We start from the raw sequence: 20,341 nt of genomic DNA, 5'->3' as shown, positions 1-20,341 counted from the left end.
GAACCCCATGCTGAAAGTAATCGCTCAAGATTTCATCAAACCCGAATACATTGAAACCGTTCGCCCGTGGTACGCCGAACTGGTCGAGAAGACTCGACTGGAACCTGATTGCATTGCTTACGATCTGTTCATCGATCAAAAAGACCCGGGGCACTTTATCTTTGTCGAACAATGGCCGAATAAGGCGGCGCTGGATGCTCATTGCCAGTCTGAGCATTTTCGGCGTCTGGTGCCGCAGATCAATGGTTACCAGGCGAAGGATTGTATTGTTGTGCTGATGGATGCGTTCTGACGTCAACCTCAAGGGGGGGTTGCCGCTTCCCCCCGGATAAACAAACGGGCTTCGCTATCCCCTTCCTTTAGCATCAGCACCTGCTTCCAGTGTTTGGGAAACAAGGCGTCGTGTTCAGGACGAGCGTCGCCCGTGACCCACCAGATCCGCTTGGCATTCAGTTGCAAGGTTGAAAAATCGTCGAAGAGAATCGAATGCAGGTGACGGGGGATGAGTGCCCAACCACCGTATTCGGCGGTTCCCCAAAGGGTGCCTGTCGGTGGTTTGAAAGCGTATAACCTCGGCTGAATACCGGTCGAGTTGTAGTACGTAAACGGCAAATACCAATACAGATTATCCACAACGATCTCGTCACCCGGACGTACTTCGCGGCCAAGCCCTGCGACCACGGCGTCCAGTCTTGCGTCCTTGCGAATGCTCGTCCCGTTCATCTCATCGGTTTGCGCATAGACCGCCGAAAGCCCGTGTACTTCTGCCAATAAAACCAACGCCATGGCGACAGCGGCGAGAACGGCATGGCGTTGGCTGAAGGCGTCCAACGCGAGCGCAACGATAAGGGGCAACGCGGCGACAGCGAACACCAGGTATCTGGCATTGAAAACCGGCACGATCAGCGACACCAGAAAAACGGTCAGTACCGGCACAAAGAAATAGCCCACCAGCAAGACGCTGAAAGGCCGCTCATGACGAGCCTTGAGCAGCACTGCAGCGGCGCAAACAACGATCAACACCGAGGGCATCACACGCCATAGGGATGAATAACTGGCCGAATCCCCCATCATCACCAATTGCCAAACGAAGGTCAGCGCTGTTTGCCAGGTGAGCGGCGGTATCCACTCGAGCCCGTCCATTCGCAGCAATTGATCGATGAAATGAGGAATCCACGGCAGGTACAGCACAACGATTGCGCTGTTGGCCACGACCCACGCACGAATCGGTATTGCCCTGGGCCGACCGCCCTCCCGCGCTCGCCACCAACAAAGCCAATGCACCAGCACGCACAGTGCGGCGAAGTAGTGCGTATAGAAAGCAGCCGACATCAGCAGCACGTAAAAAAACGGATAACGCTTTTGATCCGGTGCCTTGATCCAGTACACCAGCGCCACGGTCGCGCCCATCAGCCAAAAGCCGAGCAAGGTGTACATTCGCACTTCCTGGCTATAACGCACCGACATCGGCAGCAACGCCAACAACACGGCGGCTATCCAGGTCGCCTTTCGCGTCGTCACCTGACTCATCAATTTAATGCACAGCAACAGCGTGCCGACATCCGCCAGCGCACTCAGGGATCGCGCAGCCAACACGCCATTGCCGAACAGCAACATCCACAAATGCAGCAAGACATAGTAAAGCGGCGGATGAACATCCCGTGCCGTCGTAGCCCAGATATACGCAGGCGAGCCTTCGGCCAGCAAGATACTGTAGGCCTCGTCGTACCAGATGACCGGCACGGTGATGGAGTGAAACCTTGCGAACAACGCGAGGACGATCACCGCCACCAGACCTGCCCTGTCGGCCATCCGGGATGGAAAGCTTTCGGGAGGGATCGAAGAGGTAATCATCAGGCTCACCACTGCAGCGTGATGATCGGGGTCGGCTCTTTCATGACGATGAAACCGTAATCGCCCAGCAGATAGATGCGATAGAACTTGCTCTCCACCCGTGGTGGGTAACCCTGGTAACCGGCCAGGGTCGCGTTGCGCCGCTCCCTCTCCGCGACCACATTGGTGATGCCCGCCTTCGGCAGGTTTTCAGCCAGCATGAAGAAGTTGATGTTCAGCAGATAATGCAAGACCGGCATCTGCTTGAACGACCCCGCGGCCCCCACCAGCCAGTGATCGGAATAACTCACCGCCAGATAAATACGCTTGGCCTCGTGCAATTGCCGATGGGCCGCGATGTCATGCCCCAGGGAAAACAACGCGCTGGACGCAAAAGTGTTCTGCGCCGTCAGCACGCGGCCATAGGCGTAAGACAACGAAAGCATGGCCAACAGAGGCACCGCCAACAGCAGCGGCAGCCGCTCATGGATGGGTGCCAGCGCCAGATGGCTCAAATAGAACACCAGCACCAGCAACACCGCGAAACCCATCAAGGTTCTGGCGCCTTCATTGAAGTCGCGGAAAAACAGCGCAGCACCCGACACCAGTAAAGTCACGACCGGTACCGTCAGCACGCACGCCAGGCCCATCATGATTTTTCTCAGCCCGGTGTCGTGGCGTTCCATCACGTTCCGGGCCAGCCGCACGCTGCCCGCCAGTGCACACAACAGCAGCGCAGCGAACACCCAAGCGAATCCACCGTGAAACAGCAGCGCGACTTTTTCCAGCACCCGGCCGATGTTGATTTCAAGTTGCAGCAAGGGCGCCGCCGCCCAGTTCAGCAGCAAGGCGCGATCCTGGTTCATGTACGGATAAGCCGTGACGCTATAGATCAACCCGCCGAGCCCTGCCTGGGCGATTTTCCAGCCGATCAACTCGTACCACTGCCGCCATGCCCATTTGTCATTCGCGCCCCTGAGCAGTTCCAGGCAACACAGGCCCAGAAAAACATTCAGGCTCACCTGATAGAACCCCAGCGCCAGCGCAATCAGGAAGGCCGGCACCAGCCATTGCAGAATGCGCGAGGGATGACGAAAAGTGATCGCGTAGATCACTGCCACCAGACTCAAGGCATTGGCCGGCCCGTCGTATTGATAAGACAGGTTCTGCAGGAAGAACGGGTTGTACCAGAGCGGCAACAGCACCAGGCAGCAGGATATTGTCGGCCGTGGGTAGTAATGGAAGGTCAGGCTGGTCAACGCAAAAGCCATGGCCAGCGTGGCGATCAGCAGCGGCAATGGAAAGATGTTCGGTGCGCCATCGCTGAACGTCAGCAGGTTGTAGAACAGCTCGGTGAACAATCGCCCCTGCCCCGCCCAGGCCGTACCGGCCGACAGCGAGCGCCAGTTGTCATCGATGTAGGGATAGTCCGCGAGGATCAGCGGAATGACATACACCAGCGTCGCGATCAAAAAAAACAGCCAGACCCGACGACGCCCGAGCTCTTTGCTGAAAAAGTCGCTCAGCCTGCCCATGCTAAAGCCCGGTCCGGTCTTTGCCGCCAATGACGTCTTTGACCACATAACGGGGTCGATGCTTGGCTTCGATATAGATGCGGCCGACATACTCGCCGAGGATGCCGATACCGATCAATTGGACGCCGCCAAGAAACAGAATGGCCGTCATCAGCGAGGGGTAACCGGGGACATTGTTGCCGAAGAAAATCTTGTCCAGCACCATGTACACCGCATACAGCACCGCGAAGATCGAAATGCCGCCACCGATGTAAGTCCACAATCGCAACGGCACCGTGCTGAACGAGGTAATGCCTTCCAGCGCCAGGTTCCACAGCTTCCAGCCATTGAACTTGCTGCGTCCTGCCACTCGCCGAGCCCGCTCGTACTCCACCACCGCGGTGGTGAATCCGGCCCAGGACAGAACGCCCTTCATGAACAACTGATGCTCGGGAAGCGCGCGAATCACATTGACCACCTTGCGGTCCATGAGCCGGAAATCCCCGACGTTTTCTTCGATCCGGGTGTAGGAAATCCTGTTCAACAAATGATAGAAGAGCGATGCGCTGTGGCGTTTCAAATAACTGTCACTGTCACGATTTCGGCGTTTGGCGAGCACCACATCGGCGCCCTTTTGCCACTCGGCAATCAACTGCGGGATGACGCTGATCGGATCCTGCAGGTCCACGTCCATGGGGATCACTGCATCGCCGGTGGCGTATTCCAGGCCGGCAAACAACGCCGGTTCCTTGCCGAAATTGCGCGAGAAGTTGATCAGCAACACCTGTTCATCGACCTGTGCCAGCGCCTTGGCCTGCTCAGCCGTCCGGTCGGTACTGCCGTCGTTGATGAACACGATCTCGACCTCACACGGGTCAAGTTTCAATTCGCGACGCACCGCCTGATGGAACAGACTGATCGCCTGCTCTTCATTGAATACCGGAACAATCAGCGAAACTTTCACGTTTCACACTCCTGAAAATCGAAGTGTAGATGTTCGGCAGACCGCCATCAGGGGGCGTTCTGGTGCGCGAACTGCCCGGCAGACCGACGGACACGCCATCCCGATCGTTCGCTATAGCCCCCTGAGACATTCGGTAATATCCAGCCTTTTGCAATTGGCGGCGAATCACGCCACCCTGCGCGCCGCTCGCTCCTACTCAACCCGTTCAGAAGCCCGCCATCATGACGTTTGAACGCGATCACCGAATCGACTTTTTTCGCGGCCTGGCCTTGATCTTCATCTTCTGGGATCACGTGCCACAGAACCCGCTCGCGCAGTTCACGGTGCGTAATTTCGGGTTCCGCGATGCGGCAGAGATTTTCGTGTTCCTGGCCGGGTACGCGGCCGTGCTGGCCTACGGCAAAATCGCCCGGCGCGACGGTTTCATGGTCGCCACGGTAAAAATCCTGCGACGCGCCTGGGTGCTGTATGTGGTGCATATCTTTTTGCTGGCACTGCTGATGGGTATCGTGTTTTTCGCCAACAGCCATGTTGAAACCCGTGATCTGGTGCAGGAAATGGGCTTGCAGTATTTCCTCAGCAATCCGCAGCAGGCGTTGATGGATGAGTTGTTGCTGCGCTTCAAGCCGAACCTGATGGACCCGCTGCCACTGTATATTTTGTTGCTGCTCGGCCTGCCGCTGGTGCTGCCGATGCTGCTGCGCAAGCCTGAATACGTGGTGGGGTTGTCGGTGGTGGTGTATCTGCTGGCGCCATGGCTTCAATGGAACCTGGCGGGCACCGACGGTGGCGTGTGGTTTTTCAATCCGATGGCCTGGCAACTGTTGTTTATTCTCGGTGGCGCGACGGCGATTCACGGGCAAAGGCCTCGGGCGCCGCAACCTCGGCCGCTGACCCGGCAGCCGGTTTTTATCGCAGCGCTGACCTATCTGATGGTAACCGGGCTGATCGCGGTGTCGTGGAAGTGGCCGACCGTGCATGACGCCTTCATGCCCCAGACACTCGGCGAATGGCTCTATCCGATCAGCAAGACCCACCTCTCGCCGGCACGCCTGCTGCATTTCCTCGCCCTCGCCTACGTCACCGCCAGGTTGTTGCCCGACAACGGCTGGACGCAACATTGGCTGGCGCAACAAAGCTGCCGCATGGGTCGTTATTCGTTGGAAGTGTTTTGTTTTGGCGTGTTGCTGGCGCCATTGGCGGACATGCTCAACGCCTTGGGCGCGAATGCACTGGCGATGCAGGTATTCAGCGCAATGTTGGGGGTCGGGCTGATGGTGCTGCTGGGGGCCTGGCTGGATTTCAACAAGCGGTTGAATCGGTCTATGGTGGTGTCGGTAGCTTAAGATCAAAAGCCCCGATCATTCAGACCGGGGCTTTTGCATTTCTGGCGTTACAACTTACGAAGCCGAACGCACCGCACCTTGCGACACATTGGTCGGTTGCAGCTTGAACACGTAGAACAACACCGTCAGCAGCACCAGGAAAGCAGGCCCGACATACAGCGCCACGCGAGTGTCCGGGAAGTACGCCATCAGGCCGACCACCAGCACCAGAAATGCCAGCGCCAGGTAAGAACTGACCGGGTACAGCCACATGCGGTATTTCAGGCCGGCACGTTCGCTGGCGCTCAGGCCTTGGCGGAACTTGAGCTGGGCCAGCAGGATCATCACCCAGGTCCAGATCGCGCCGAATGTGGCAATCGCGGTGACCCAGACGAAGACTTTCTCTGGCACCAGATAGTTAAGCAACACGCCCAGCAGCAAGGCACCGATCGACAGCAGCAGCGCGCGACGCGGCACGCCGTTGTTCGAGGTCTTGGCGAAGCCGGCCGGAGCCTGGCCGTTCTGCGCCAGGCTGTAGAGCATGCGCCCGGTGCTGAAGATGCCGCCGTTGCAGGACGACAGTGCAGCGGTGATCACCACGAAGTTGATGATGCCGGCGGCGGTCTTGATGCCCAGACGCTCGAAGGTCATCACAAACGGGCTGCCCTGGGTGCCGATTTCGTTCCACGGGTAGATCGACAGGATCACGAACAAGGCGCCGACGTAGAACAGCAGAATCCGCCAGAACACCGAGCCGATCGCATTGGGGATGGTCTTCTGCGGGTTCTTGGCTTCACCGGCGGTCAGGCCGATCATCTCGACGCCGAGGTAGGCGAACATCACCATTTGCAGAGACATCAACACGCCTTGCACGCCGTTGGGCATGAAGCCGCCGTGGGCCCAGAGATTGGAAATCCCTAGCGCCACACCGTCGTTGCCGAAACCGAATGCGATCACGCCGATGCCGCCGACCACCATCGCAATGATGGTGACAATCTTGATCAGGGCGAACCAGAACTCGAACTCACCGAAGGCTTTCACCGCGATCAGGTTGATCGAGCCCATGCTGATCAACGCCGCCAATGCCCAGATCCAGCGCGGCACGTCGGGAAACCAGACGCCCATGTACACCGCCACCGCAGTGATTTCCGCGACGCAAGTCACCAGCCACAGGAACCAGTAGTTCCAGCCGGTCAGAAAACCTGCCAACGGGCCGAGATAGTCTTGGGCATAACGGCTGAACGAGCCGGCGACCGGGTTGTGCACCGCCATCTCGCCGAGGGCGCGCATGATCACCAGGATCGCCAGACCGCCGATGATGTAAGAGAGCATGATGGCCGGGCCGGCCATTTCGATGGCCTTGGCCGAACCCAGGAACAGGCCGACACCGATACAGGCACCGAGCGCCATCAAGCGAATATGCCGTTCGCCTAGTTCGCGTTTAAGCGGGCCGCCCTGAGCGGTCTCGCCGTGAGGCAGGTGATTGCCGACTGGCATAGGTACAACCTCGTCTTGTTATTGGATGTGACCACCGAGTGTCGAAGCACCGACCGATAAACCAGTGCCTGTTGAAACCGAGCCTGCTTCATGGGCAGACACGTCTTGCAGGACCAAAACCTGCAAGATCAGCGGGCATGCAGTATAAAAAGCTTCCAGTAGGGTTTTTCACTCTATAAACCACAACATTCAGCCATAACTCTCGGCAAAAGCGGGGTTTACGGAGGGGCATTACCTGACTTATGCAGGATTATTCGCCACTGAAACGGTGCCGAGTATTGCACAGCAATGGTGCATCGTCATGCCCCTACCTAGACAGAATTTAGCTCTTTGATGCGTCTAGCTCGGCCATTACAGACGACATCACCGTCCCTGTGGCGAGGGAGCTTGCTCCCGCTCGGCTGCGAAGCAGTCGCAAAACCGGCGAATGGTATTTATCAGACAAACCGTGAGGGTAAGGATTGGGGCCGCTTCGCAGCCCAGCGGGAGCAAGCTCCCTCGCCACAAGCCACAAGCCACAAGGAATGGTGCGTACCCGATATTTGGTTATTCACAATTTTTTCACCAACGCCAACCACCGTCTAAGCTTCAAGCAAGTCCGATCAATCTGCGTGAATGGATCAGTCGACTATGGGCGCTTTGTGGCAAACCGATTCGAGTAAAACCGTGGTTCCGACTGAACGAGTGGATGAAGCGCCTTTACCTGAGAAACCCCGTCGCTCCCGGCACGGCTGGGGGGCTTTCTGGTTGCTGTTGCTGATTATCCTGATTGTCCTGGGCCTCGCCGCGGCCAAGGAAATGCGCACCTCCAAGTTTCAGGCCCGGGAAATCAGCAAATACGCAGCCTCGCTGAAGTACGAGCTGCAACCCGGACCCAGCGATGCGATTCGCTACCCTGGCGCAGGCCCGTTCGATCAGCGTTTGGGTTACAGCACCATGGATGAATTTCTACCGCGACTGCTCAAACGCGATTACGTCATAGCGGCACAAACCCGCTTCTCCCCAGCACTGATGAATTACACCGACAAGGGTTTTTTTGTGCCCTATGCCGAAAAAATCCAGGCTGGGCTGTCAATCACCGATTGCCGCGCGGCCCCGCTGTACCAGTTCAAGTACCCCCAGCAACTCTATTCAAGCTTTGCCGCGATCCCGCCGGTCGTGGTCAGCAGCTTGCTGTTTATTGAAAACCGTTTTTTGCTCGATCCCCGTCAGCCTCTGGCCAACCCCGCCGTGGACTGGCCGCGGTTCGGCAAGGCGGCGTGGTCCCAGGTAGCCAAGCTGTTGAGCCTGCCCGGGCAGTCGGCGGGCGGCAGTACGCTGGCCACGCAACTTGAGAAATATCGCCATTCGCCCGATGGATTGACGATGTCGGGCGCGGAAAAAATCCGCCAGATGATTTCCGCCAGCGTGCGCGCTTATCAGGCGGGGCCGGAAACCCTCCAGGCGCGACAAAACGTGATTCGCGACTACCTCAACAGTGTTCCGCTGTCGGCGGTACCGGGCCACGGTGAAGTGCATGGCATGGCCGAAGGCCTGCGAGTCTGGTACGGCGCCGACTTCAACAAGGCCAATGAACAGCTGGCCAGCACCGACACCGATCCGAAAAGTCTGTCGGAAAAAGGCTTGGCCCTGCGCGAAATGCTGTCACTGATGATTGCTCAGCGCCGCCCTTCCCATTACTTGACCAAGGGCCGTGATGAATTGGCCAGCCTCACCGACAGCCATATTCGTCTGCTGTCTCAAAACGGCGTGATCGATGCGCCACTCGCCACGGCGGCATTGGCCAGTAAAGTGACTTACCGCGACTGGGCCACCCAGCCCACCATTCAGCCCATCGAAACCAATAAAGGCATCAGTGTGGCGCGCAGCCGCCTGGCCGGTTTGCTCAATCGTCCGCTGTATGACCTCGACCGCCTCGACCTGTCCGCCACCAGTACCTTGCAAGGCGAGCTGCAAACCCAGGCCACCGCATACCTCAAGCATCTGGCCGATCCAGCTTATGCAGCGGAAATCGGCCTGATCGGCGAACGCCTGCTCACCCCCACCAACACCGCGCAGGTGCGCTATAGCTTCACCCTGTTCGAATTGACGCCGGACGGTTCGCGCGTGCGGGTGCAAACCGACAGCACCGACCAGCCATTCGACATCAATGAAGGCAGCAAGCTGGAATTGGGCTCCACCGCAAAAATGCGCGTGCTCACCACCTACCTGCAGATCATGGCCGAACTGCACGATCGCTACGCCAGCATGAGCGTCGCCGAACTGAAGAAAACCGAAGTCGCCGACCCGGATCGCCTGACCCGCTGGGCCGTCGATTACATGATTCAGAACACCGACCGCAGCCTGCCGAAAATGCTCGGCGCCGCGCTGGATCGCAAATATTCCGCCAGCCCTGGCGAGGCCTTTTTCACTGGCGGCGGACTGCACACATTCGTCAACTTCCGCAAGGAAGACAACGGCCGCCTGCCGACCCTGCGCGATGCTCTGCGCGAATCGATCAACCTGCCGTTCATTCGGCTGATGCGTGACCTGGTGCGCTACAGCACCTACGCGGGCCCTAACAGCAGCGCCGAATTGCTCAAGGACGATCGCGACCCGCGACGTCAGGAATACCTGGCCTCATTCGCCGACAGAGAAGGCACCTCATTCCTGCTGAAGTTCTGGAAGAAATACCGCAACAAGGACACCCAGGCGCGGCTCGAGACCTTTCTCGACGGCATGCGCCCGACGCCGATTCGCATGGCCGCCGTGCATCGTTATCTATTCCCCCAGGCCGACCAGGAAAGCTTCAACACCTTCGTACGCTCGCACCTCAAAGGCGCCAAGCTTCAAGAAAAACTGACCGATGAACGCCTCGAACGCCTCTACCTGAGTTACGGCCCTGGCAGCTACGACCTGCCGGATCAAGGCTTCATCGCCAAAGTCCACCCGCTGGATCTGTGGCTGATCGGCTACTTGCTGAATAACCCCGATGCCAAGTTCAGCCAGATCGTCAAAGCCAGCCAGTTCGAACGCCAGGAAGTCTACAGCTGGCTGTTCAAAAGCCGTCACAAGGGCGCCCGTGACAGCCGCATCCGCACCATGCTGGAGATTGAAGCGTTCCTCGACATTCACCAGCGCTGGCAGAAAGTCGGCTATCCGTTCGATCACCTGGTGCCATCGCTGGCCACCGCTATCGGCAGCTCGGGCGATCGCCCCGCTGCGTTGGCCGAGTTGATCGGCACCATTCTCAACGATGGTGTGCGGATGCCGACATTGCGGATCGACAGCCTGCACTTCGCGGCAGATACGCCCTATGAAACCCGCCTGATCAACAATCCGGTGGTCGGCAAACGAGTGATGCCTTCGGAAGTGGCCGCCGCGATGCGCGAAGCCCTCTCACAAGTGGTGGACGCCGGCACCGCCAAACGCCTGGCCGGCAGCTTCAAACTGGCCGATGGCAGCCCGTTGGCCATGGGCGGCAAGACCGGCACCGGCGACAACCGCATTGAAGCCATCGGTTCCGGCGGGCGGATTCTCAGTTCCAAATCGATCAACCGCACGGCAACTTTCGTGTTCTTTGTCGGCGACAAGCATTTCGGCACCCTCACCGCCTATGTCCCCGGTCGCTCGGCGGAGAATTTCAAATTCACCTCGGCGTTGCCCGCGCAAGTGCTCAAGGGCATGGCGCCGATCCTGTCGCCTTATCTGCAACCGGGCACCCATACGTTGTGCTATGCCGGGACGGGATTACCGGTCGTCACTCAAGCCGCGGCTGCACTGGGCACATCTGCACGTTAAAGGGTGGTATTCCTGTATTTTTCGCTCTTTGTTTATAGTTGGATTGAGGCGTCTTTCGGGGCAATCCAACCCTGTATTTGAGCTTTTTTCGACCGCAGCACCTGCCTAACCTGAAGAGCCTGATTACAGCTTTAGACGGTTAGCACATGACGAATTTATCAAGGATTGATCAAAGACGCCGCAACACCAAAAAAAACCAGGACGGCATTAATGACACCTGGATCGCGCAGGCGCTGCCCGCCTGGATCACCGACATTTCCCCTGTCAACGCTCGCGCATTAAAGGCTGCCCAGCGCGACTTCGCTCCGTTCAAAACCCATGCCCGCTCAGCTCACCATCAGCTCAAAGAGGCGATATCCGAGCACTGGACTACCCAGAACGCCGTGGACGCCCTGCTTGATAACCTGACCGATGTTTATGCGTTTGCCGACCCCCTGTTGAAAAATGCGCTCAGCGAGCACTACGGCGATATTGATGTCAGGAACACCTACCTGCGGCTTTACGCCGCCGTCGGCCGCCCATGGTGGGTGCACGATTTCAAGGGTGGCACGAAGGTTCGGACAGTCTCGTTGCTGAACGCGGCCCTGCACAATTTCTCGGATGACGAAACATTTTCGGACTTTGCTTTTCTTGACGCGCCGGACCCGCGCGGACAGATGAAAACGCTGCACATCAACCACAGGATCACGGGAGCTCCGCTTACCGCCCAAGCGTTCAAGGCCATCTGCCGAGATCTGGACATCGGCGCCCGCTACCAGCAGGCCCTGCGTCAGGCCCTTGGATTCGGCAGCTCCCGGGTCGCCAACAACGTGCGCACGGCGGTCATTGCCAGCCAAAAAGCCGCGTTGAAAGCAGCGGCACATTTGGCACTGCTGAACAAACACATTGATGCGCACGCCCATCGACTCATCCTCGATCTGGTCCATGGCCGACAGGATTTGAGGCTGGACGGCAAGCCCGTGAGCTACTACAACCTGGCCATGATGGAAACGGTGCTGGCGGGCATTCTGTTGATCACAACCGACCCGGGACCGGGTGGCTCTCCCGGTCGCCTGATCGCCTATGTGCCACACGACAACCAACACCCACTCAAGGAATACCCCTCGCCCGCCGAGTTCATGGCCGAACTGACTCGCCAGTTGCGGGAAGAAAAACCCGCCGACGGACAGTCATCGGGTGGGTTCGTTTATCAACAGTTCTTCAGCCAGTTCGTGCCCCACAAAGAGCGAGGGCATTTCTTCGCCAGTCTCAATCAACGCCTGAGCACGGTGAAATGGCATCAACGTGATCGGCAGGCCGGCGGCCCCGTCTGGAGGGATACGCCGGTGGACAATCCCAACCTGAGTTTCAGCGTCCAGGCGATCACCGATGACTATCAAAACCGCTCGCCCGACCCGGCCCACGACGACCTTTGGCAATACCTGTTCCGGATCAGGCTCAACAAGATCGTCAACGATGCCCGCGACCTCGCGATCTCCACCCAGGATGCCGACCGCATGGCGCGTTGGGCCTGGTGGGATAACCTGGAGAAGATGCTCTCGGACATTTTCAATGTGGCCCTGTTCGTGGTCACGCCGTTCGTGCCGGTGCTCGGCGAGCTGATGCTGGCGTACACCGCTTACCAACTGACGGACGAGGTGTTCGAAGGCGTTGTGGACTGGGCTGAAGGACAGACCACCGAAGCGGCCGGGCATGTATTGGGCATTGTCGAAAACCTGGTTCAGTTCGGTATCTTCGCCGGCGCCGCCGAGCTGGGCAAATCCCTCTCCTCACCGTTCATCAACGCGATGAAACCGGTGCAATTGCCTGACGGCAGCCAACGCCTGTGGCATCCCGATCTCACTGCCTATCAACAGCACAACCTGTCATTGCCCGCCGATTCGACACCGGATGCCTGGGGGCTGCACCGGCATCAAGGCAAATCCATTCTGCCCCACGAGGGCAAACTGCTTGAGGTCGAGCGAGAACCCTCCGGCCGGATGCGGGTGATTCATCCCCGGCGGCCGGACGCTTATCGGCCGCAGGTGACACACAATGGCCTGGGTGCCTTCGTACATGAAGGCGAACAGCCCAGAGCCTGGAGTGAACGCCAACTGATGCGCCGGCTCGGGCATTCGGTCGAGCGCTTTAGCGACGGCGAACTGGAGCAGATCCGCACCATCAGCGGCACCGACCACGATGCGTTGCGACGGATGTACGTCGAGTCTGACGCGCCACCGCCGCTGCTGGCCGATGCGCTGAAACGCTTCGAGGCGTATGAAGATGTCGCCCGGCTGGAAGAACAGATTCGCAGTGGTCTGCCGCTGACGCCTGATCCGGCTTCGGCCTGGTTCGAGCAAACTGTGACTGAGCTGCCCGGCTGGCCTGAAGACAAGGCCCTGCGCGTGCTTCATCAAACCAGTGCTTCGGCGCAAGACCGCCTCTATGGCAATCCCGAGGCCTTGCCATCGGACATCCTCAGCATCAGCCTGGCGGACGTCATGGCCGGGCAGTTGCCCGAACGCGTGGTGGCGTTTCTGGATGAGCCCGAACTCGCCGTCATGCTCGGCCCCGACGTGCCACCGGTGCATCGGGCACAAGCCTTGCGCGATCAACTGGCCGACTTTGTCGAAGGCGACATGGACAGGTTGGCCAAACGGACGTATCGCGCCCGGGAAAAAACCCGCGATCCGCAAGTGCGGCTGCTTAGAGACGCGTTTCCCGAACTGCCCTCAAGCATCAGCCAAACACTGCTGGCCAACGCCACGGGCGCGGAACGTTTCAAGATGCTCAGCGAAAAACGCCTTCCGTTGCGTATAAAAAATCAGGCCCGCGAACTGAATTTCGAAGTGCGCGCGGTCCGGGCAACCGAGAGCCTTTATGGGCATTCGGGGTTAACCGCGGACACCGAGCGTCTGGTCCTGAATACGCTGAGACTGCACAGCGACGTATTCACCGACCTGCGTGTCGACATCCGCGACGGCTTCCCGCACGGTCGCTTGCGCTGCAGCGTTGGCGCGCAATCTGCCACCCGGGTCAGGACGCTCGTCAGCAGCGGCGTGCGCAACAAATACGAAGTGTTCGACGAGGACAATCGCCTTTACGGAGCCAGCAGCCTCTATGAGTCGTTGCTGCGCGCAATGCCGCAGGATCAGCGCAACGCCTTGGGTTTCCAGCTCGGCCAGGGCAAGGCGCTCAAACACTGGTTCAAGCAAATCCTCGTCACCCCTGAAGTCCGCAGAACCGCGCTCGCCGAAATACCGATTCGCTCGCAGCGTGACCGGATCACCACACTGCTGTTACAGGGTGGGGGGCTGAGCAAGGACGGTTCCGCCTCACTGGATCGGCGGGTTCGCGACCTTTACCCGACCTTCAGCGCTGAGGAGGCCACGAGATTTGTCGAGGCCTTGACCGCGCAAGGTGACCCCCTGACCACCCTTTCGGCGCTTGAGGATGAACTCGACGACCTGCGCGTCACCCTCAATCAGTGGCGCTATCAGCAACCCGACATCTGGGGGCCTGACCCCCAGGGTTTCCGCGACGGCGGCGGGCGCCACATCGCCGAACGGCTGATCGAGTGTTTCGAACGTCGAAGCCTGGTGTTCGACGAACGCAGCCTGCATCCCCACGGCGGTTATCGTCTCGATTTATCGGTGGAACTGAGCAGTGTCAATCTTGAGACCTGGTGGAAACAGAAGCCCGATCTCAAGCGGTTTCTCGACAAGGTCTCGGTATTGAATCTGGACAACACGCGTTTCTCCAGCGAACCGGGCGGTCTGTTGAAGGACTTTGCGCACCTGGACGAATTAAGCGCCAGAGGCTGTCAACTGACTGAAATACCCCAGGGCATCACCGCTATGCACGTTTTGTCGACCCTGCGCCTGAACAACAACCACATCCGCCTGACAGCGCAAAGCGTTGAACAACTCAGCCGCCTGACCTACCTGAAAACCCTCAGGCTGGATCACAACCCCTTGGGCGCGCTACCGGACATCGGACACATGCCCGGCCTGATGATCGTCAGCCTGCGTGACACCGGCATCGACACCTGGCCCCAAGGCACCTTCGGCAAACCTCGACCGCGCGGTTTTTTCCTCGACTTGCAGGACAACCCGCTGGCGCGTATTCCCGATGTGATCCCGGGCTCGAACGATGCCTTTGTGGTCGCGCGCACCCGGCTCAACGCGCAAGCGCTCAGCGACGTGAACCGGTTGGCCTACGAAAACCTCAGGAGGTCCGTGGGGCTCAGCCCCCGACATGCCTATCCACCTGCCACCGACAACGATCTGGTCTTCTGGCCTGTAACTGACGACAGCGAATGGTGGACGCCCTCCCCCGGGCTTGGCCGATACCGTGGCGAGGCCTGGGGTGATCTGGCCGATGAACCGGACTCGGCGGGATTCTTCACGGTGATTCGCGGCCTTACCCAGTCTGCTGATTATCGAGCTGGAGGCGAGTTTCGAACCGATCTGGCCAAGCGTGTATGGCGAATGATCGATGCCGCCGACATGGATGCCGAGCTCAGGAACAGGCTCTTCACCATGGCCAGCTCACCCGTTAACTGCGCCGATGCCGGCGCTCAATTGTTCAACAACATGGGGCTGGAAGTGCTGGCCTCGGAAGCCAGGTCATTGAGCACCTCGCCGCAGATGCTCGAACGTCAACTGGTGACCCTGGCCCGGAGTGCGGCGCGTCTGGATCATGTGAACGAGATTGCCCGTGCGGACATGCAGGAACGGATGGCCAGCGGCCTCACACCGGATGAAGTCGAGGTCTATCTTGCCTACCAGACCGGTCTGGCCCGACGGCTGGACCTGCCCTGGCAATCGCGAAGCATGCTTCACCGGCCGGTTGCCGGCGTGAGTGAGAGCATGATCGATCACGCCTACGGCGCGGTGCTGTCACTGGAGTACGGTGACGGGCTGGTGAACCAGATGCTGGAGCAACGCTTCTGGGTTGAATACCTGCGCGCGACGCACCCGCGAGCATTTGAGGAAAACACCGAGCTGTACGCGGTGGTCAAGGCCGGGTTACTGGCGGACTTGCGGCAGACGCAAAACGAACGGGCTCATACCCGGCACCGCACGGATGAATACAAAAATCAGCTCGCGGAAAAACTCAAAGACCTTGCCCGACAGCTGTCGGTGCCCGAGTCGGTTGTGTTCACTGGCAAGGAAATGACCGATGAGGTGTACAACCGATTGATCAACGACCTTTTCGACGACGAAAAGGAGCTGGCGCGACGCCTGACCCGAATGGCATTGAGAATGGCAGGTCATTGATAACGCCCTGAACGTTTCGACCATTGCCAGATGCTGTACCTGGAGGCAAACAGTCAGCCGGTAAGTCAAGACGCAGAACCTGTGGGAGCGTGGCTTGCCCGCGAAGAACGATGACGCGTAGCACCTGAAAAACCGCGGTGCATTCTTCGCGGGCAAGCCACGCTCCCACAGGATTTTCGTCGCTCAAATGTCTTAACTTACCGGCACTAGCCCAAGGCTTTCATATTTCCGAATCCCAGATCACGACGATGTTCCCGGTATAGCGGGCGGCGACACCAGGTTGCAGCATGTAATCCATGTATTCGCTCGCGACTTCAAAGTGCAGGATGCCCGGCCGATTGTTCACATAATTCAGGGCCTGGTATTTTTGCTGCTCCTCCTGACCTACACGTACCAGACGACGGCGCTTGACCGGTACGCCAGCGAGATCGGTCAAGCCATCGGGCAGGGTGACGCTGAGTTCCACCAGGACGGCACGCTGCGAAACGGGGTCGCGAATCATGCAGTCATACAGGCCGGGGATTTCGCAGTCGATTTGCATCTTGAACCGTGATGACGCCGAGATATTGAAGACCTGGTCGCGGAACAGACGTACCGGTTTTCGTCCGTGTTGCAGCCAGTTTTGCCACCCGCCGGCCGGCTCCAGCACGACTTTGTTACCGCCCGGTGGGATATCGACCTTGAGCGTATGTTCAACGTTGAGGGTAAAACTCAATGTCAGGGTAGAGTCGCTGGGGTGCATGATATCGCCCATGTCGAAGTCCATGCCGGGGCCGACGCTGTAGGTCAAATCGCCGATAAAAATTCCGGAAGACATATGCAGCGGATCGGGTGTTCTCAATTCATAACCGATTTGCATCTGGTCATACCTGAACGTCTCGATTCGATATCCCGCAATTGCAGCACACTCGCCCGATGTGGGCGTCAGCCAGAAAAAAGTGCGCCAGGTTGGCTGCACGTACATGCCGCCACCAGAGCCCATGCAGGGCGCAGGTGGTGCCCATGTCCAGTCAGTCCCTCCCCATAAACGGCGGTGCCAGACCGAATTATCATTGGATGGTGAGCCTTCACCGACCAGGTTCTGCGCCGTATCGGGAAGAATGTAACGGCCACCGATAGAAACAATACGAACTTCGACCTCCGATGTCTCTGGCTGACCGTCGGCCTTTCTGATCGTGAGCCGTCGCCAATCGGCCGGCACTTTGAACATCGCCCCTTTGCGGCGATCGGCATGCCCGGCCAGGATGGGAGCGATGGACTGAAACTCGATGGGGACAAGCAATGAGAACAACCCCTGCTCCTTGCAGAATTCAGGTTGATGTGCGCAATGTCCGCTCACCGGGGTGTCATTGGTGAACTTGTTTTCATGGGGTTTGGACGGATCCGGCCTGAACGAAGCGCTGATGTCCATGGTCGCGCCGATCACCGATTCAACGGTTAATGCACACAACATCACCCACCCCGCGCTGCCCTGGAGGAGGGTTTTACAAACCTTCACTGATTTCATCTTCGCTCATGACTCCCTGTCATGGGATGGAGGACGTTTTTTTAACGGGCTCAGGGCGCCACGGCACTGAACACCAACAGCACGTTGCCGTAGTAACTGCCCGGTTTATAACCTCCAGTGGGGATTGTCGGCTCGATGTCCAACCGCACCCGACTGCCTGCCATGGCCTCCTGTGCCGAGACCACTTGCCGGGGCTGAGCGTCGTGACTCAGCTCCTGACCGTTGAAGCTGACGCGCAGGTATATATTCTCGGCATCGTTGCCGTTGGAGATATAAGGTTCGGTCTCCAGCCGCGCTTCAATCGCGCTGGTGTCGTGCTTGACGTCGAAATACTTGCGCAAACCGCCCAAGGTTGACGTATGAGGATTCCACGGCAATCTCTGCTCGCGATGAATCCAGTCCGTTTCCGCCGGTATCACGTAAAACGCCAAGGTGGGGATGTTCACCGAAATTTCGAACTCATGTTCTTCCCGCGCCGCGAACACCTGGGAGCTCATCAGCGTCGCGGCACTCAACGATGCCGCGAAAGCCCATTGCTTGATCATGTCTGGTACCTGTTCATCAAAGAAAACCGCAGCAACACGGGTCGGTGCTACCGGCTGGCAATGCGCATGGTCTTTTTGGCCTGGCCTTCAATCAGCTGGAAACGGTACTCACGACCGGGTTTTTTCTCGAACTGAAAACTCTTTCCCGCGAGGATGTGGTGCTTGGTGGTCGGCTCGCATTCGGTCTCGACCTTCAGCGAGCAGTTCTTGAACTCATCGACCACCACCACGGTGTTGCCGTTGTTGCGAATGCTGTAAGTGCCCGGACCATCATCGATCACGCTGTCATAACGGGTGTTTTTCGGCCGCACGAAGAACACCGTGCCAAAACCGGCCATCACGTTGACCCCCGCCGACAGGTTCTTTTTGTAGGTGTCGCGTTCTTCCTCGGAAACGGCGAATTCGTCTTCCTTTTCCGGCACCACGGGCACGAAGCGCACGCGGAAATAGCGTTCGGTGTCACGTTCGCCCATGTACAACAGACGCGAACCTTGCATGCCATTGGCCGGTACGATCAGCCGCGCGGGGCTGGCCATCAATCCGTCGCGGGCGCTGGCGTCGGCCTTGCTCTTGACCGGCACTTCACGGGGCGTGCCATCGGCGTCGTAGATGATTTCCAGAATGTTGACCTTGACGAAAGCCGTGCTGTCGCCGCCATTGAACACCCGTTTCAGGTAGGTACTTTTATCGCCATCCAGATAGTCGTAAACCGTCCCGACATTGATATTGGGTCCCGCCTGAACGGCCAGGGAAAACCCGCCCAGACTTACCAGTGCAAACAGACGCTTCATAACCTTGAACCTCATGACATTGAATACAACGCTGGCTCGATAACTCGATAAACAGCCCATCAGACTTCCGAATCCCAGATCACCGTGACCGTCCCGGAATAGGTGGCCGCACGGCCGCTTTGCAGCATTGAGTTCACGTAAAAGGAATCGATTTCGAAGTGCAAAACGCCGGGAGCCCGATCGACATAGAAGGCAGGTTGAAACTGTTGGGCCCTATGCGAGCCAGGATAAAAACGCCTGCGCTTGACCGGTTCCCCCACAAGGTCCGTCAGACCATTGGGCAAGCTGATTGATATCTGCACCTCCGCGGTACGCCCTGAAACCAGGTCGACAATCATGCAATTGTTAGTTCCGGTGATGAAGCAACTCAGCTCCATCTTGAACCGCGACGACGCGGAGATATTGAAGGTCTGGTCCCGGAACAGCCGCACCGGTTTGCGCCCGTTTTGCAGCCAGTTTTGCCAGCCGCCTTCCGGTACCAGTTCGACCTTGTTGCCGCCGGGAGGAATGTCGACTTTGAGGGTGTGCTGTACGTCGAGATTGAAGTTCAAGGTCAATGTCGAGTCGTCGGGCTGCATGACATCGCCCATGTCGAAATCCTGACCTGGCCCGACGCTGAAGGTGATCGAACCGGTGTATTGACCGCTCTGCATGCTTAACGGATTAGGGGTTATCAGCTGGTAACCGAACACGAAGTACAGGTAGCGAAAGGACAAAGGGATTTCGAGTAGGGCCTGTTTGGCGCAGACGCCCGCGCCCCGGGGGACTTTCCAGAAGCTGTTGTAACCACGAGTCCCGGCGGTGGCCCAACCGACACCCTGACAAGGGGACGGCGCATAAATCCATCCGCCTCCCTGCCACAGACTGTCCCAACCGCGCAACCCATCCTGCCCCGTCAACTCAGAGATCGGCACCGGTATTGCCGATTCGTGACCGATGCCAGCAATCCGGATCTTGACAATATGGGTCTCACCGGACGAATGGGTGACCTGCACGTCCCGCCACTCCGACGGTACTTTGGCCATTCCTCCCTGACGTGGATCCGCATGGTTGGCGCGGATCGGTGCATTGGCCGTAAAGGTAATCGGCGCGATCAGACTGAACAGACCTTCCGGCTCACATGCCTGAGGGACTTGGGTGCAGAAACCTTGAGACGGGGTTTGATTCTTGAATTCATTCCTATGGGGGGCAGCCGAATCCGGGGCGAACGACGCATTGATGTTCAACACCGCCGCACCCGCCGGTAACGAACACAACCCATACAGCACCGTCAGCAATGCCCCGCTACGCAGTTTTTTTTCAAGCCTGTTGAAGACACTCATGT

13 protein-coding genes and 1 pseudogene are annotated in these 20,341 nt (G+C 58.5%); 5 read left to right on the top strand and 9 right to left on the bottom strand.

Going from position 1 to position 20,341, the window contains the following annotated elements; all coding sequences use genetic code 11:
- The first annotated feature begins 7 nt into the window (after positions 1-7).
- Complete coding sequence (locus tag KW837_RS25755) at positions 8-292, top strand: putative quinol monooxygenase (RefSeq protein WP_007905780.1); 285 nt, start codon at positions 8-10, stop codon at positions 290-292.
- An 8-nt stretch (positions 293-300) separates the two neighbouring features.
- Here KW837_RS25755 and KW837_RS25750 read toward each other — a convergent pair whose 3' ends face one another.
- The 3 genes from KW837_RS25750 to KW837_RS25740 are packed head-to-tail and all read right to left on the bottom strand — an operon-like array spanning position 301 to position 4,311.
- Entirely contained in the window at positions 301-1,854 is a 1,554-nt protein-coding gene (locus KW837_RS25750) for a glycosyltransferase family 39 protein (protein WP_218398994.1), read from the bottom strand.
- 5 nt (positions 1,855-1,859) lie between these two features.
- Positions 1,860-3,368 (bottom strand): glucosyltransferase domain-containing protein, encoded by a 1,509-nt coding sequence (locus tag KW837_RS25745; RefSeq protein ID WP_218398993.1) that lies wholly within the window; start codon positions 3,366-3,368, stop codon positions 1,860-1,862.
- Between the two features lies 1 nt (position 3,369).
- Entirely contained in the window at positions 3,370-4,311 is a 942-nt protein-coding gene (locus tag KW837_RS25740; RefSeq protein WP_123500628.1) for a glycosyltransferase family 2 protein, read from the bottom strand.
- A 221-nt stretch (positions 4,312-4,532) separates the two neighbouring features.
- On the opposite strand from KW837_RS25740, the gene KW837_RS25735 reads away from it, so the two are divergent.
- Positions 4,533-5,657, top strand: coding sequence for an OpgC family protein (locus KW837_RS25735; RefSeq protein WP_218398992.1), 1,125 nt, complete (start codon positions 4,533-4,535; stop codon positions 5,655-5,657).
- A gap of 54 nt (positions 5,658-5,711) precedes the next feature.
- Here KW837_RS25735 and KW837_RS25730 read toward each other — a convergent pair whose 3' ends face one another.
- Entirely contained in the window at positions 5,712-7,133 is a 1,422-nt protein-coding gene (locus KW837_RS25730) for an amino acid permease (protein WP_008072301.1), read from the bottom strand.
- Positions 7,134-7,763: 630 nt separating this feature from the next.
- On the opposite strand from KW837_RS25730, the gene KW837_RS25725 reads away from it, so the two are divergent.
- Together KW837_RS25725 and KW837_RS29170 are read left to right on the top strand one after the other, a co-directional pair.
- Positions 7,764-10,913: a transglycosylase domain-containing protein gene (locus tag KW837_RS25725; RefSeq protein WP_218398991.1), complete on the top strand. Its 3,150-nt coding sequence runs from the start codon at positions 7,764-7,766 to the stop codon at positions 10,911-10,913.
- A 146-nt stretch (positions 10,914-11,059) separates the two neighbouring features.
- Positions 11,060-12,052, top strand: a pseudogene (locus tag KW837_RS29170) (dermonecrotic toxin domain-containing protein); the annotation flags it as partial.
- Positions 12,053-14,227: 2,175 nt separating this feature from the next.
- Here the strand turns inward: KW837_RS29170 and KW837_RS29165 are convergent.
- Complete coding sequence (locus KW837_RS29165) at positions 14,228-14,515, bottom strand: hypothetical protein (RefSeq protein WP_368731966.1); 288 nt, start codon at positions 14,513-14,515, stop codon at positions 14,228-14,230.
- A 234-nt stretch (positions 14,516-14,749) separates the two neighbouring features.
- Here KW837_RS29165 and KW837_RS29160 point away from each other — a divergent pair, with 234 nt between their 5' ends.
- Positions 14,750-16,174 carry an NEL-type E3 ubiquitin ligase domain-containing protein gene (locus KW837_RS29160; RefSeq protein ID WP_371317172.1) on the top strand — a complete coding sequence of 475 codons (1,425 nt, stop codon included), beginning with the start codon at positions 14,750-14,752 and terminating at the stop codon, positions 16,172-16,174.
- Positions 16,175-16,394: 220 nt separating this feature from the next.
- Here KW837_RS29160 and KW837_RS25715 read toward each other — a convergent pair whose 3' ends face one another.
- From KW837_RS25715 to KW837_RS25700, 4 genes are read right to left on the bottom strand one after another with little or no spacing between them, the layout of a single operon-like run.
- Positions 16,395-17,681, bottom strand: coding sequence for a hypothetical protein (locus KW837_RS25715; RefSeq protein ID WP_218398989.1), 1,287 nt, complete (start codon positions 17,679-17,681; stop codon positions 16,395-16,397).
- A gap of 50 nt (positions 17,682-17,731) precedes the next feature.
- The gene (locus KW837_RS25710; RefSeq protein WP_218398988.1) at positions 17,732-18,226 is read right to left on the bottom strand and encodes a CS1 type fimbrial major subunit; all 495 of its coding nucleotides are present in this window, start codon (positions 18,224-18,226) and stop codon (positions 17,732-17,734) included.
- Positions 18,227-18,273: 47 nt separating this feature from the next.
- Positions 18,274-19,017: a molecular chaperone gene (locus tag KW837_RS25705; RefSeq protein WP_218398987.1), complete on the bottom strand. Its 744-nt coding sequence runs from the start codon at positions 19,015-19,017 to the stop codon at positions 18,274-18,276.
- Between the two features lie 59 nt (positions 19,018-19,076).
- Positions 19,077-20,339 (bottom strand): hypothetical protein, encoded by a 1,263-nt coding sequence (locus KW837_RS25700; protein ID WP_218398986.1) that lies wholly within the window; start codon positions 20,337-20,339, stop codon positions 19,077-19,079.
- Positions 20,340-20,341: the final 2 nt, after the last annotated feature.

This window comes from Pseudomonas sp. PDM24, from assembly GCF_019218905.1.
In the GTDB taxonomy this organism is placed as follows: domain Bacteria; phylum Pseudomonadota; class Gammaproteobacteria; order Pseudomonadales; family Pseudomonadaceae; genus Aquipseudomonas.
The sequence above is the reverse complement of the archived record's forward strand: the minus strand, read 5'-3'. Positions and strand labels throughout refer to the sequence as shown.

What these genes read in the sequence shown, in the direction of transcription:
- KW837_RS29165 (WP_368731966.1), bottom strand. Translation starts at nt 14,515, where the DNA reads ATGCAGGCTGCGTTCGTCGAACACCAGGCTTCGACGTTCGAAACACTC.
- KW837_RS29160 (WP_371317172.1), top strand. Translation starts at nt 14,750, where the DNA reads ATGCACGTTTTGTCGACCCTGCGCCTGAACAACAACCACATCCGCCTG.
- KW837_RS25725 (WP_218398991.1), top strand. Translation starts at nt 7,764, where the DNA reads ATGGGCGCTTTGTGGCAAACCGATTCGAGTAAAACCGTGGTTCCGACT.
- KW837_RS25715 (WP_218398989.1), bottom strand. Translation starts at nt 17,681, where the DNA reads ATGAAATCAGTGAAGGTTTGTAAAACCCTCCTCCAGGGCAGCGCGGGG.
- KW837_RS25705 (WP_218398987.1), bottom strand. Translation starts at nt 19,017, where the DNA reads ATGAAGCGTCTGTTTGCACTGGTAAGTCTGGGCGGGTTTTCCCTGGCC.
- KW837_RS25755 (WP_007905780.1), top strand. Translation starts at nt 8, where the DNA reads ATGCTGAAAGTAATCGCTCAAGATTTCATCAAACCCGAATACATTGAA.
- KW837_RS25735 (WP_218398992.1), top strand. Translation starts at nt 4,533, where the DNA reads ATGACGTTTGAACGCGATCACCGAATCGACTTTTTTCGCGGCCTGGCC.
- KW837_RS25750 (WP_218398994.1), bottom strand. Translation starts at nt 1,854, where the DNA reads ATGATTACCTCTTCGATCCCTCCCGAAAGCTTTCCATCCCGGATGGCC.
- KW837_RS25745 (WP_218398993.1), bottom strand. Translation starts at nt 3,368, where the DNA reads ATGGGCAGGCTGAGCGACTTTTTCAGCAAAGAGCTCGGGCGTCGTCGG.
- KW837_RS25710 (WP_218398988.1), bottom strand. Translation starts at nt 18,226, where the DNA reads ATGATCAAGCAATGGGCTTTCGCGGCATCGTTGAGTGCCGCGACGCTG.
- KW837_RS25730 (WP_008072301.1), bottom strand. Translation starts at nt 7,133, where the DNA reads ATGCCAGTCGGCAATCACCTGCCTCACGGCGAGACCGCTCAGGGCGGC.
- KW837_RS25700 (WP_218398986.1), bottom strand. Translation starts at nt 20,339, where the DNA reads ATGAGTGTCTTCAACAGGCTTGAAAAAAAACTGCGTAGCGGGGCATTG.